Here is a 13558-nt window from a genome sequence, read left to right as displayed (position 1 = left end):
GCCCGGTGATCCAAACGAAACTGCCTAGCGGCGTTCGCGAACTTCGTGATGGACGGCGAGCCGGTCGCTCGCGGCGAGCCACCGTATGCTCTTGCCATGAGTGCAGTGCAGGCCCGTCGTAAGCGTGATGGTGCCGCGACACGCGAGGCGATTCTCGCGGCGGCAGTCGTGGAGTTCACCGAGCACGGTTACGCGAGGGCCGGAGTCCGGCAGATCGCCGAGCGGGCCGGTGTGACGGCAATGATGATCAACCGTTACTTCGGCTCGAAGGAACGATTGTTCGCAGAGGCGGTAGACCGGGCCTTCGAGCCGGCGACGGTGGTCGGTGACGAGCGCCGGGAGCTGTCGCGGACGATCGCGCACACTCTCGCCCAGCGCACCGGGCCGGGTGCCGAGGACCTGGATCCGTTCCTGCTGATGCTGCGCTCGGTGTCGGACCCGGAGGCGACGGACGCCCTGCGCAAGAGCATCGAGGCGCATGCCGGTGCCCGGCTGGCGGGGCTGCTGGCAGGGCCCGGGGCAGAGGTACGAGCCCAGCTCGGGCTGGCCCTGGTCGCCGGGACCTGGCTGATGCGGACCGTCGTGGGCACGACCGCCCTCGTCGCTGCCGATGACGAGGAGGTCGCCGAGCTGCTGGCGGCGATGCTCGAACCCCTTACGGAGGGATCCGACAAGCAGTGAGCAGGGTCGGGTAGTTGGCTCGGCCTGTCCGTGTCCTGCTCAGAAGGCGGAGCGGATGAGTCCGCCGTCGACGCGGATGGTGGCGCCGCTGACGTACTGGGCGTACTCGCTGCACAGGTAGGCCACCGCCGCCGCGATCTCGTCCGGCTCGCCGAAGCGTTCCTGGTCGTTGGGGATGAGGGCGTTGACGGCGTTGGGGCGGATCTCCTCCCATGTGTCGCCCCATCCGCGGGCGGGGCCTATGTGGGTGACGAGTTCCTTGGTGGCCTCGACGAGGATCGCTCCGGGCGAGACCACGTTCGAGGTGACACCGGTGCCCTTGAGGTCGCGGGCCAGGGACACGGCGAGGTTGTGCCGGGCCGCCAGGGTGGCGTTGTACTGGGGGTGGGTGTTCATCGGCTGGGAGGCCAGACCGCCGCCGATCGTGATCACCCGGCCCCAGCCGCGCTGGCGCATCGCCGGGACGAGGTGCCGGATCATCCGCACGGCCGAGACGACGTTGACGTTGTAGGTGTCACGCCACTCGTCGGGAGTTGCTTCCGCCCAGGACAGGTGTCGGTAGAAGCCCGCGTTGTTGACGAGGATGTCGACAGGGCCGTCCGCGGTGGCCGCGCGGGCGACCTCGGCGGCTGCGGTGTCGTCGGCCAGGTCGCCCAGCACCGTGGTGGCACTACCGCCGGCCTCGCGGATCTCCCGCGCGACCCGCTCGGTCCGCTCCTTGTCCCGCCCGTGGATAACGAGCGCGGCACCCTCGGCCGCCAGGAGCTTCGCGGTGGCTTCGCCGAGCCCGAGGCTCGAACCGGTGACGAGCGCGCGCTTTCCGGTCAGATTGAGGTTCATGTTCTACGTCTTCCTCTTGGGTTCCCCGCGCCATGGCGGCAGGGGATGTGTACCGACAGATCTAAGTATACAGCCGTAGACTTCTAGGGCCGGCGGGCGGAGGTTTCTCCTCTACGGGGTCGTGGATCAGGGGGTGCGCCCTGGTGGAACGGGGGCCGCGGGCGGTGCCGGGGTTGGTCGCAGGTGGGGCCGGAAAGCCCGCTGAGCTGAACGGGGGCACGCAAGGGGCAAGCCCGGAGTGACCGTCGGCAGAAACCCGAGGGCGAAAGAGTCGGCAGAAGTGAGGGCGAAAGAAGGGTCCGGCGCATCACCGACCCGAGCCCGAGGGCGGCAAGCCCCGAGAAGGCCGCGCCTGCGGGAGCTTGCAGGCAGGTGTGCCAGACCGATGGCAGGTCGGGGCCGGTCCAGCCTGTTGCGCAGGGCGGGCGGTGTGTCAGTTCACCGAGCGAATGGTTCCGCCGTCCACGCGCAGGGTCGCGCCGCTGATGCAGTCGGCGTGGGGACTCGCGAGACAGACCACCGCGGCAGCGATCTCTTCGGGCCGCCCGAACCGGTCTGCTCCGCAGGATGTCGTGATTGGCTCCCCGCAGCCGCGGGGGTGGTCCCATGGCCGTGAAGCAGCCGAACGGTGAGACGATCTGCTCCCCGCATCCGCGGGATGGCCCCGACCCGAAGCCGCGAGCCGCGAGCCGCGAGCCGCGGCAGGGTGATACGGAAGGCCGGCGTGGAGCACCGCTGCGAACGCTGTTGGCCGCTACTTCGTCTTGTGGGAGCTAGCAGGGCCCGCGAATCGTAAGCGCGTGTCACGATGTCCCCTCATCCGCAAGACGGTGACGTATCCATCGCCCTATAGTCCGATCGTGCTCGAGCGGAGGGGGTTGCCGTGAGCGGGTTACCGCATGGGAGCGAGCGGATTTCCCGGCCGGTGTCGTAGGTGGAACCGGCGCGGATGAGCAGTGAGCCGGACCCGGCCGGGGACCATCGGAGCGTGGCGGGCAGATTCGAAGCGCGCCGGGCCGTACAGATCATCGCCCGGCCGGCTCAGAGCGTTGAAGGCCGCCGAGCGGACGAGGCGGCTCCGTCCGGGTGGCGCGGTTCGGGGTATCAGGTCGCCGAAGGCATGGTGCTGACTGCCGCGCACGTCGTAGGCGACGCAGGGGTGGTCGCTGTACGTTTCGTGCTCGATGACGGCTCCGTGCGCACGCTGCACGGGACTGTGGTGTTCTGCGACCGGGACATCGATGTGGCCGTCCTGCGGATCCCCGACGACGGTACCGCCGTGGACCGGGACGCGGCGCAGCCGCAGCGCGCCGCTTTCGGCCGGATCGACGAGCCGGCTCCCTGCGTGGCCGTGGGCTTTCCCCGGTTCAAAATGCGCCGGACCGTGCATGGCGATGCCTCGGTGACGGAGTACCGCGACAGCCGCTACGCGGACGGCACTGCCGTGCCGGGCTCCAACCTCCGCGACGGTGGACTGGAACTGCGTGTGGCTGCGCCGGAGTCGGACCCCGACCCAGCGCGTTCACCGTGGGAGGGCATGTCCGGAGCCGCGGTCTGGAGCCGGGGAAGAATCATCGGTGTGGTCAGTGAGCACCGGCGCGCTGACGGACTCGGGACGTTGACCGCGAGCCGTGTGGACCGTTGGCAGGCACGGCTGACGCCGCCGCAGGCCGCCGCACTACGCGCACTGATCGGCTTTCCCCACCTGGCCGCGCGGCCGGTGACGCTGGGCCCTCATGCTGAGGTTTTGCAGGACTACCTGACCGCTGCCGAGCGGTCGGTCGCGGCGCAGCCCTACTTCGGCTCGTCCGCCGGGTTCGCTCCGCCGTTGGCTGCCGTGTACCTCAGGCAGCTGGCCCGGCGCCTCGACGACGCACCCGCCGCGGGAGCGGATGGGCCTGAGCTTGAGCTGGGTGTGCATGGCAGGCGGCTCGAGGCTGCCGACGTCCTCGGTCTGGCCGGCAGCTGTGCTGTCGTCGCCGGGCCGGGCGGGGGGAAGTCGAGCCTTCTGCGTACGGTGGCTGCCGCTTCCTTCACCCGCTGGCGCCGTGACGCGACGGACTCCGCGGTGCCGGTGCTCGTGCGGGCCGCGGACCTGGTCGGCGGTCACACTCTGCTCGACGCGGCAGCGGAGGCGGTCACAGCCGAACTCAGGTGGCACGGCCTCGCCGCCGCTCTTCCCGCTCAGCTGTTCCAGCGTCCTCCCGGGCCGCACGTGCCCTGGGTGTTTTTGGTCGACGGGCTCGACGAGATCACCGATCCGGCTCTGCGTCGACGCTTGCTGACCGCTGTGTCCGCCCTGGCCCGGGGGCCGCAGGGGTCGCACGTGCGCTTCGCCGTGGCCACTCGGCCGCTGCCGGCGGGAGAGCTGGAACTGCTCGGCCCCACCGTGCCCTGGTACGGCTTGCAGCCGTTCTCCTCCCACGACGTGCGGGAGGTCGCCGCATCCTGGTTCAGCACATACGGCCGGCCGGATGCGCGTGAGGCGGCCGCCCGGTTCTCGGCGGCGCTGGCGCGGCGCACTCGGCTCGCCGAAGTGGCCTCCACGCCGCTGCTGACCGCGATGCTGTGCCGCCTGGCCGCAGACCAGCACGGCCTGGGCGACCAGCAGGACATCGACCTGCCGGAAAGCCGCGGCGAGATCTACGCGCAGTTCACCGACCTGCTCTTCGCGCGGCTTGCCGACGAGGGCCGGTCCGGGGTTCTGGTCCAGGCCGAGCGCAGCCTGCGGCGGCACAACCCGGCAGTGACCGACCATGTGCACAAGCTTCTCCTCAGCCTGCCTCGCCTGCTCGGTGAGCTGGCTCAGCTGCGCCGGAACGGATCCAGCGCAGGCCGCACGGCCGTCGACATCATCACGGACCTGCCCGGTGGCGGCGGTCCGGCCGGAGTCCCCCCGGCGTCCTGGCGCGACTTCCTCGACTCGTTGCTGCGGCGCAGTGGCCTGATGACCCCGCGCGGTACGGATCACGACTTCCTGCACCTGACGATCCAGGACTACCTGGCCGCCCGCCAGGCTGTCACGGACCGCCGTGAGCGCGTCCGCATCCTGCACGAGGCTCTGCGGCTTCGCCGCACGATCCCGCCCGTGCACGTCCGCTGGACCGCGCCGGATGTGCAGGACCTGTCCTACTTCGGGTTCGTCCTCGACCCCGGCGGCTGTGACCCGGCAGACGCGACGACGGATCTTCTTCGGCTCCTGGGCGCCCGGCGCACGCAACTCGACGCCTGTCAGATGCTCGCGGAGCTCCAGAAGCTGGGCGTCGGCCTGCCGGACGCGGTACGGCAGCAGGCGCTCACCAGGCTGGCAGCCGCCACCAGCCAGGTGAGGAAGAAGGACGACAGCGGAAGGGAACGGTTCGAGGCCGCACGGATCCTGGCCAGGATGGACCGCGATGCCGGGCTTTCGGCGCTCGAATCCCTTGCCACCCAGCACACATACATGGGGTACCGGTTCGAAGCCGTCCGCGAGCTGGCCTCCCACGACCTGACCCGGGCAGCGCAGGTGCTGACAGCTGTCGCCGATCAGCAAGCCCTGCGCGAGCACGACCGTTTCAGGGCGGCACGGCTGCTCTACCAACTGGACCCGTCGCGCGGACTGATCTGGTTCCGTCAGCGTTTTGACGAGCGATCCCCGGACGAGCCCCTGCGAGAGCGCCTCGGACACTCACACGTCCAGATATCCGTCGTCCGCAACCTCGCCCGGGTGGACCGGGCCGCGGCCATCAGCCTGCTCGAATCAGCTCTGCACGCCGTCGGCTTCCGGTTCGGCCCAGTCGAGCAGCGCCTGGCCCAGGCTCTCGGCAAAATCGACCACGCCCGGGCCCAGGCCCTGCTGCGGGAAATACGCGCAGCAGCCGGCCTGCCGAACATCGCACGCATCTACATCAACAACGCACTCGACGCCGTGGAAGAGGCCGCCTGCGACGACACACCCGAAACGTACGTCCGCGGCGACGACGAAAGCTGGCTGAGGAGCAAGATCACTCACCTCATCACCGAGATGATCAGCGACACCTGGTCGCCCGCCTCGACACCTGCACCTGCACCTGCACCTGCCGTCCAGCTGAACGAGGCACCCACGACAGCGCTGCCCGAGGGTCTGATCAACAGCCTGGACGATCCAGCCGCGGCGAACCTCCTGTTCGACGTCGCCAGCGGCGCGCAACACCGAGGGCAATACCGTGACCTGTGGCGCGTCACCGCGGCCTGGCAGCTCGCGCGGCTCGGTGACCCGCGCGCACAGGAGGTTCTCGAGGCGTTCGCCACAGACCCGGCGATGGGCTTCCGCTACCGACGCGACGCTGTCAGAGCCCTGACGCTCATCGGCTGCGACCGCGCGCTCACCCTCCTGGACCAGCTGACCCTCGAACCCGGGCGCAGCCGCTCGGAGCGCCGGAACCTGACCCGAGTGCGCGCCTGGATCCACAAGCGTGCGCTCGGGCAGGACACCCACCCCTGACCCGCGACGATCAAAAGCCGCCGTACAGGGCCGGCCCCGGCGTACGGGCTACTCCTCGTCGGCCCCGGCATGGCCCGCGATCTGCGGAGCCCGGTCAGTCCCGGCCAGCCTCGGGGTGAGGGAAAGCTTGATCCTCTGCGTGTTCGACGCGTCCTTCCTGCGCTCACCCCCCAGATCGACCACCCAGAAGCGGACCTTGCCCCCGCCGCTGCCCGACCGCTCCACAGCAACGGAAACCTCCAGCTCGATCGGCCCGAGCTCGAAACGAAGGTCCTCGTCCTCGCCCGCCTCGATCGCAGCCTGCAACTCCGACCGCAAATCCTTGATGACACTGCCCAGTTCGATCACGAGCTGTCCCCCTCTGAAACCGCCGGCGCGACTGCCAGCAAGCGTAGGACTCCCCACAGCGGGATCGTTCCGCCGACATACTTCCCACCGTGGCGAGCAGGACGATTGAGGAAGTGCTGTTCCCGGGATCGATGTGCGGTTGGAGGGCGTGAGCGACTCCTCAGGCATCCTGGTGGTGGAGGCGGTGACGACGGCCCGTCCGCGCCGGTTCCCGAACTGCCGCAGGCAGGCGCCCGCCGCCTACACAGCACGCATCAACGCAGCCTGCATGAGCGGTCGTTGGGCTCAAAAAGTCATCTCATTCGGTGGTCAGGGGCTGGACAAGGTGCGGCCCGCGCTGGTGCGGCGACGGTTGAATTCCGCCATGGAGAACACCTGGACACCGGCCCATCAAGCGGTGGTATGCGACAACCTGGCTTTCGGCGCCGACCCGCAGCTCCCGGACCCCGCCGGGCAAACGCCCATGGACCTCGCCCTTCACTACGACCATGACCTGGCAGTCAAGCCGTTGCGGCGGCATATCAGCGAGTGAGGCGACACAGGCAGACGCGGGTGCAGGCGATGCCGGTGCCGCAGCAGGCAACGTCCGCCTTCGCCAGGGAAGGCCAGGAGCTTCGGTCCGTAACGGCTTGGCTGTAGCCGAGGCTGGAGCGCGCGGTCTCGGCTGGGCCGTGGGCTGGTTAGGCTGCCGGTCATGAATCCGGCCATGACCAGCGGTGTGACCACGGAGCCCGCCATCCTTGACGCCATGGAGCTGACTTCCGATCCGGAGCTGAAGGTCCGGTTTGCGGAGTCGGCCCACCAGATCCTGGCGGACCTGGTCAGTGGAGGTGCCGCGTTGGGCTGGGTCGAACCACCCTCGCGGGATGAGGTAGCGGAACTTCTCGGCCACGTCGTCTCCGCGGTGCAGGCCGGGGATGCGGCCTTGCGGGCCGCTTACGTTGACCGTCGGCTCGTCGGGTTGGGGTACTGGCTGCGCTACGCCCGACCGACGCATCGGCCACACGCCGATCTGGAGAAGATCGCGGTAGCTGCTGCGACCCATGGTCGTGGCGTCGGCAGGGCACTGACCGCCGCCTTGATCGCTGACGCACGGGAGAGGGGTATCGAGGTCCTCACCCTGGACGCCCGTGGCGACAACACCAGTGCCCTGCACCTCTACCGGTCGCTGGGCTTCACCGAATACGGCCGCCTCCCCGACTTCGTCGCCGTCGGCGACCACCGCTACGACAAGGTCTTCTACATGCTGGACTTCCGCCGGCAGAGCTGACCACTGCCTCACACGACGGCCAGGCGGTTCCCCGCTGCGCTCCGCGGTCTTCCACGCGAGGTGATCACAGCATGCGTGGCGGGGATGGGCTGTTCGAGGTCGAGCCGGTCGAGAAGAAGCGGTCTGAGGGCCGTCCGGCGGCGGTGGACAGGTCCATTCAGGCCTTCGACCCGCACCAGGCCCTGCTGCTGCCTCCGTCGCTGGACGACCGGCTGCTCGAGGACCACCTCGCCCGGTTCGTCGCCGACCTGGTCGACGAAGCGCTCGACGCGCGGCACCCAAGGCGCTTGGCCGCTTGCACGCCACGGCTTGATCACCTGCGGTCCAGCAGCACGGCCGGCGTCGTCGCCGGCCGAAATACTTCACTCAACCGGAGTTGGAGGTATGGAACGTCTGTTGTGCTTCTTCGAACGCTTCCTGCGAGCGGTCGCTTGCCGCTGCTTGGTCTCCACCGTCTCAGATGGGTTGTTCGGCTCGCTCAGCTTGCTCCGCGCGCCAGCAGGCGACTTCGTCCGCTCGTCCAGCACACCCTGGCCGTGAGCGCGGCCATCGCTGCCTCCGGCCGGCAGCCCTCCCGACGTGCTCGCCCAGCCGCAGGGCGGCAAACCGGTCAGCGAGGGCTTCGTCGCCTTCCAGGGGAACTCCACCCAGCACCTGGCCGGCCTGCCCACCGAACAACGCCAACACACACCTGGACGGAGTCCGGACATCGGCCGCCTGCGATCGAACCTGCGCGCCTACAGCCGTGCGAATGCCGCGCTGCGGCACGTAACGCTGGCCAGTTGTAACTCCCCGTCGGTGGGCAGTTGGTGGGGAGCCCACTGGCCACTGATGGCTACCGATGGCTACCGATCGTGAGGTGTCGGATTTCCTGGGACTCGTTTTCAGGGGCGGAATGTGCGGCGGTAGGTGTCGGGTGGGACACCGACGCTGCGGTGGAAGTGTCTGCGCAGGGTGGTGGCGGTGCCCATGCCGGTGGCCGTGGCGATGGTGTCGATGGTGGCGTTGGTGGTTTCCAGGAGTTCCTGGGCGTGGCGGATGCGCTGGGTGTGGAGCCATTGCAGTGGTGTGGTGCCGGTGACGTGTTTGAAGTGGCGGGCGAGGTTGCGCGAGCTCATTCGGGCCTGGCGGGCGAGGTCTTCCACGGTGAGCGGCTGGTTCAGTCGTTCCAGCGCCCAAGGGAAGAGTTCTGCCAGGGGGTGGTTGCCCGGGGCGGGAAGGGGGGTGGAGATGAACTGGGCCTGGCCGCCGTCGCGGTGGGGTGGGACGACCAGACGGCGGGCGATCTTGTTGGCGTTGGCTGAGCCGTGGTCGAGGCGGATGAGGTGCAGGCAGAGGTCCATGGCGGCGGCCTTGCCCGCGGAGGTGAGGATGTCGCCGTTGTCGACGTAGAGAACGTCCGGATCGACGGTGGCCGCTGGGTGACGCCGGGCCAGTTCCCGAGTGTGAGCCCAGTGTGTGGTGGCGCGTTTTCCGTCGAGCAGTCCGGCCGCGCCCAGGACGAAGGCGCCTGTGCACAGGGAGGCGACGCGAGCGCCGGCCGCGTGGGCGGCGCGCACCGCGTCGACCAGTTCGGCGGGTGGTTCGCGGTCCGTGTCGGCCCAGCCGGGCACGATCACTGTGTCCGCGTGCGCGAGGTGGCCGAGTCCGTGGTCGGGTTCGAGGCGGAAGCGGCCGACACGCACCGGGCCGCTCCCGCAGAGCCAGAAGTCGTACCAGGGGTCCACGATGTGGGCCAGGTCGGCTCCGAACGCCTCGACGGCCACGGACAGTTCGTAGTGCAACATGCCGTCGGTGACGGCCAGCGCGACGGTGGGCATGTCCGAAACTGTACGTGCCATGTCGTTTCCGACGCTCGTGCGGGCTGCTGCCACGAGGCCAGGATGTGAGTGTCAGGCCGCGGCGGACCGACAGGGCAGCGGTGTTCGGGTACAAGGGAGCGGTCTCATGGGGTCAGGTCAGCTGGTTGCGGTGTTCGGAGCCTACGGTCACACCGGGAAGTTCGTGGTCGCGGAACTGGCCGCGCGGGGGTTCGTCCCGGTACCGTCCGGGCGCAACGCGCAGGCCGTGCAGGAGCTGGCCGACGAGCTCGGACTTGAGGCCCGGGTGGCATCGGTCGACGATGCGGCCTCGCTGGACCGTGCCCTGGCGGGAACAGCGGCGGTCATCAACTGCGCCGGCCCCTTCGCGACGACCACCGGCCCCGTGATCGAAGCCGCGCTCCGTGCGAAGATCCCGTACCTGGACGTGGCTGCCGAACTCGAGACGAATCTCGACACCTTCGCCCACTACCGCGAGCGGGCCCGGGACGAGGGAGCGGTGATCGTCCCGGCCATGGCCTTCTTCGGCGGCCTCGGCGACCTGCTGGTCAGCGCGGCGATGGGCGACTGGACCACAGCCGACGAGGCCCACATCGCCTACGCGCTCAGCAGCTGGCACCCCACCACCGGCACCCGCCTGTCCGGTGCCGTCTCCCGCGAGCGGCGCGGCGGGGTCCGCCTGCGCTACCGCGGCGGACAGTGGGAGCAGCGCACCGACGCCGCGCCCACCCTGGAGTGGACCTTCCCGCAACCGATGGGACCCCGGGACGTGATCGGGGAGTTCACGATGGCGGACGTCGTCACCGTCCCCCAGCACCTGTCCATCCCGGACGTGACCACCTATATGACCGCCGAAGCGGTCCGCGACCTCGCCGCACCCCACACACCGGCCCCGACCGCCACCGACCCGAAAGGGCGCTCCGACCAGACCTTCCTGGTCGACGTCGTCGTGCGCTCGGGCGGAGCCGAACGCCGGGCCACGGCCGGCGGCCAGGACATCTACGCCGTCACCGCGCCCCTGTCTGTGGAGGCTCTCGAACGCGTCCTGACCGGCCGCACCAGAACTGTTGGCGTCGCCTCCGCCGGCGAGATCTTCGACGCACCGGACTTCCTGCACGCACTCGTCCCGCACATCGCACTCGACCTCCACCCGCAGAACACCTGAACACGACGCTCCTCACAAATACACGCCCGGGGATCCGCCAAGTCGCCGCTTCGATCACCGAGGTTCACATCCCGATTGGCCGTGCGTGGGGAATCTTTGGTGGCCGCCCACAACCTGCGGAGCAGATGCGAATCGGGTCCATGCCGAACATGCCGGGTCCGTCCGGAGTCAGAGTGAGAGACCCGGCTACGGGCCGCTCGGTGTGCGGCTCCTCGACCGCCGGCTGACCAGAGCGCTCTCCCACACGTGAAAGCGCCTGATCGAATGTTCGAACATTGGTTTCAGCAGGGAGTAGTTGTGTCCCTACCCCGGCACACATATCAGGTGCTGTCCACCAGACGGATGCAGGGAAATGATGTGCCCTGGCCGCATGACGTGCGCATCGCGCTCCCCCCGTCGCACGAGCACGGTGACCGCAGCTACCCCGTCCTGTGGGTGACGGACGCGTCCCTCAGCTTCCCGCTCGTCGTCGGGACACACGGCTTCTATCCGATGTCGAAATGGGTCAATGCAGGGCCCGGCGGAACTCGTATGGAAGCACGGTCCAACGAGATGCCGACGGGCGGTGGCGCCGATGCACTGCTGTCGTTCCTGGTCGACGAGTTGCGCCCGCGGTTGGCGACTGAGTTCCGGTTCGACGACGGCCACGGTCTTGTGGGGTTCTCCGGCGGCGGACACTTCGTCGGCTTCGCCCTGCTCTCCCGGCCGGCGGCCTTCGGCCGCTGTCTGGCCAGCAGCCGCGCCCTCAGCGGTTGCGAGGATCTGCTGTTCACGCTCGAGGCCGACTATGCCACCACCCACAAAGACCTGGCGGCGAAGGTGTTCCTCGGCGCAGACGAAGCGGAACTCACAGATCCTTACCTGGCTGCCGCCGACATCGTCGGATCGATGACCCGAATGTCGCAGCTGCTGCGACCGCGCAACTACCCGTCCCTGGAGTTCACCTTCCGCCTGTACCCCAGGCAGACCCACGGGTCGGCCCTGTCATACGCGTTGAACGAGGGCCTGCGTACGCTGCCTGGAACGGGATCCGGAGCTCCGCCGGGCGATCCATGCATTCCCTCGGCCCTCCCGTCCCTGACACCGGCTTGAGTCTGGCCGCACCGGCGTGAGTCTGGCCGTGACACCGTCCGGCGTCAACCATCCCGTCACTCTGGCGCCATGGCAGAGTAACCGTCGTGCACACGTCGAAGCGCGTCACCAACAAGGTCCAGCGAATACCGGGCAGAGGTGCCTCGCGCCCGATCCGGTCCTTCCAGGTGGCGGTCGCGGTGGTGGTCCTCGTCATCGGCGTGCTGGCGGGGCTCCTCGGCTGCTCGGCCTCGTCGGACACATCCCGTCCCGAGCTCGATGTGCCCTCCGTCTTCTACGTCTCGCGTGATCCCGAGGACAACCCGAGCTCGAGGTTCGCCATCAAGGAGCAATTCGGGGAGCAGGGATCGGGCCATTACACGGTCGCCTTTGACGCGACGGACCTCAGGGGCGTCGCCGTCCTCAAAACAGGTCAGGACAACTGCCCGGTCCGGCTGCCCACTTTCCGCTGCGACGGTGAACTGGTCGATCGCCGGCACGGCGGGAGCGGACAGTCCTTCCGCGTGAGTCCCGCGGATGGCGCCGAGGCAGGCGACTCGGCAGTGCTGCGTTACCGGTTGACCTCGCCGGGCCTGCCGAGTGTCACGGCGAGCACCCGCATCGTCGTCGGCAAGCCGACGCTGACCGTCGAGACTCGGGCGGACCGGGACGACCTGACGCCGGGCGGACGGGTCGCCGTCTCCCTGACCCTGCGCAACACCGGGGACGTCCCCGCTCGCGGAGTCTCGCTCTTCATCGGTACCCGCGACGGTCTCCGGATGGCGGGCAAGCACCGCAACTGCCTCTATCGCGGCACCACATCGGCCTGGTGCCGGCTGCCCGCCGATGATGTCGTCATCCCGCCCGGGGCGTCCTACCACCTCGCCGCTCCCGAAGCTTTCACGCTCGCCGACGACGCCACCTACCCGACCGTCACCTTCGAGGCCGCCGGCCTCGGTCAGGACTACGTCCCGCCGCAAGAGACAGCCTCGCAGTACGAGTCCGGACAGGGATCCGCACTCCGCTACGTCCCCGAGGCCGGCCAGGAGGACGGCAAGGACGCGACAGCGCCGCACGCGAGGGGCGAGAGCGCAGCGCACCTCCAGCTCGCCGTGCGCAGCACCAGCGACCTGGTGGCGCTCGCCGACACCGCGAGGGGGCCCGTCGGCAGTCGGGCGGACGTGCGGGTCGGCGTACGCAACGACGGCCCAGGCGCGCTTCCGGCCAAGGTCAAGGTCGAGTTCGCCGTTCCGGCGGGCACCACCGTCGTATCGTCGCCGTACGACCCCGAGCGGGACGAGGAGGTGATCGACCAGGTCTGCCGGGCCCTCGCCACCGACGGCTCGCCCCTTGCCGAAGCGTCCGTGAGGCAGCCCAGCGCCCGCCGATACGTGTGTACAGCACAGGCGGGGAAGGCGGGAGCCACCACGACCTTCCCCTTCACCCTCCGTATCGACAAGGAGATGGCGCATCGTGGCGGACGGGTCACCGTCGCCGACGGCGACAGCCACCATCCGAGCAACGACCCGAAGACCGCCAACGACAGCGCCGACGTCGCGGTGTCCGTGTGGCCGGGCCCGGCTTGGGCCACTCCAGGCCTCTGGGCGACTGCCGGGATCGCCCTCGGGGTGTTCGTGCTCGTCGCGGCTCTGGCGACCCGGAGGCGCCGACGCTCACGCTGAGCACGACGGCTTCCCCGTCGCCCCCTGCACCCTGCACCCTGCCCAGCGAGGCCTATCACGCCGTGCCGAGCATGACCGCATCGCCTTGCCCGACGACCCGTTCTTGAGCGCGGAGCAGGTCGTCGGCGACCCGTTCGGCCGGTACGACAGCGCGCTCGCCCAGTGCTGTGACCGCATCGGTTCGCAGGTTGAGACCGGGGCCTCGCCTTCACCTCGCAG

Annotated in this window: 10 protein-coding genes and 1 pseudogene; 7 read left to right on the top strand and 4 right to left on the bottom strand. The window is 69.4% G+C overall.

Annotated elements, in window-relative coordinates:
- Positions 1-96 precede the first annotated feature (96 nt).
- Positions 97-681, top strand: coding sequence for a TetR/AcrR family transcriptional regulator (locus tag AAW13_RS39345; protein ID WP_079179144.1), 585 nt, complete (start codon positions 97-99; stop codon positions 679-681).
- Positions 682-720: 39 nt separating this feature from the next.
- On the opposite strand, the gene AAW13_RS39340 is transcribed toward AAW13_RS39345, so the two are convergent.
- A complete protein-coding gene (locus tag AAW13_RS39340; protein WP_046732447.1) occupies positions 721-1521 on the bottom strand; it encodes an SDR family NAD(P)-dependent oxidoreductase in 801 nt (266 codons plus the stop codon).
- A 433-nt stretch (positions 1522-1954) separates the two neighbouring features.
- A pseudogene (locus AAW13_RS47900) lies at positions 1955-2077 on the bottom strand (SDR family oxidoreductase); the annotation flags it as partial.
- 432 nt (positions 2078-2509) lie between these two features.
- Here AAW13_RS47900 and AAW13_RS39330 point away from each other — a divergent pair.
- Positions 2510-5983, top strand: a complete 3474-nt coding sequence (locus tag AAW13_RS39330) for a S1 family peptidase (RefSeq protein ID WP_167391782.1) — start codon at positions 2510-2512, stop codon at positions 5981-5983.
- 48 nt (positions 5984-6031) lie between these two features.
- Here AAW13_RS39330 and AAW13_RS39325 read toward each other — a convergent pair whose 3' ends face one another.
- A complete protein-coding gene (locus tag AAW13_RS39325) occupies positions 6032-6331 on the bottom strand; it encodes a trypco2 family protein (RefSeq protein WP_046732449.1) in 300 nt (99 codons plus the stop codon).
- Between the two features lie 148 nt (positions 6332-6479).
- On the opposite strand from AAW13_RS39325, the gene AAW13_RS39320 reads away from it, so the two are divergent.
- Together AAW13_RS39320 and AAW13_RS39315 are read left to right on the top strand one after the other, a co-directional pair.
- Positions 6480-6863, top strand: coding sequence for a hypothetical protein (locus AAW13_RS39320; protein WP_143145076.1), 384 nt, complete (start codon positions 6480-6482; stop codon positions 6861-6863).
- A 174-nt stretch (positions 6864-7037) separates the two neighbouring features.
- Positions 7038-7601, top strand: a complete 564-nt coding sequence (locus AAW13_RS39315) for a GNAT family N-acetyltransferase (RefSeq protein WP_046732451.1) — start codon at positions 7038-7040, stop codon at positions 7599-7601.
- An 884-nt stretch (positions 7602-8485) separates the two neighbouring features.
- Here AAW13_RS39315 and AAW13_RS39305 read toward each other — a convergent pair.
- Positions 8486-9421 carry a helix-turn-helix domain-containing protein gene (locus AAW13_RS39305; RefSeq protein ID WP_046732453.1) on the bottom strand — a complete coding sequence of 312 codons (936 nt, stop codon included), beginning with the start codon at positions 9419-9421 and terminating at the stop codon, positions 8486-8488.
- A gap of 127 nt (positions 9422-9548) precedes the next feature.
- Here AAW13_RS39305 and AAW13_RS39300 point away from each other — a divergent pair, with 127 nt between their 5' ends.
- The 3 genes from AAW13_RS39300 to AAW13_RS39290 all read left to right on the top strand — a co-directional run bounded on the left by AAW13_RS39300 (position 9549) and on the right by AAW13_RS39290 (position 13339).
- Positions 9549-10586 carry a saccharopine dehydrogenase family protein gene (locus tag AAW13_RS39300; protein WP_206306358.1) on the top strand — a complete coding sequence of 346 codons (1038 nt, stop codon included), beginning with the start codon at positions 9549-9551 and terminating at the stop codon, positions 10584-10586.
- A 324-nt stretch (positions 10587-10910) separates the two neighbouring features.
- The gene (locus AAW13_RS39295) at positions 10911-11678 is read left to right on the top strand and encodes an alpha/beta hydrolase (RefSeq protein WP_240528867.1); all 768 of its coding nucleotides are present in this window, start codon (positions 10911-10913) and stop codon (positions 11676-11678) included.
- Between the two features lie 86 nt (positions 11679-11764).
- On the top strand, positions 11765-13339 hold the full coding sequence (locus AAW13_RS39290; RefSeq protein ID WP_046732456.1) for a COG1361 family protein: 1575 nt from the start codon (positions 11765-11767) through the stop codon (positions 13337-13339).
- Positions 13340-13558: the final 219 nt, after the last annotated feature.

The sequence above is a fragment of the Streptomyces humi genome (assembly GCF_001005085.2).
GTDB classification, from domain to species: Bacteria; Actinomycetota; Actinomycetes; order Streptomycetales; family Streptomycetaceae; genus Streptomyces; species Streptomyces humi.
Note: the sequence above shows the minus strand (reverse complement) of the source record. Positions and strands in the feature narration are given on the sequence as shown.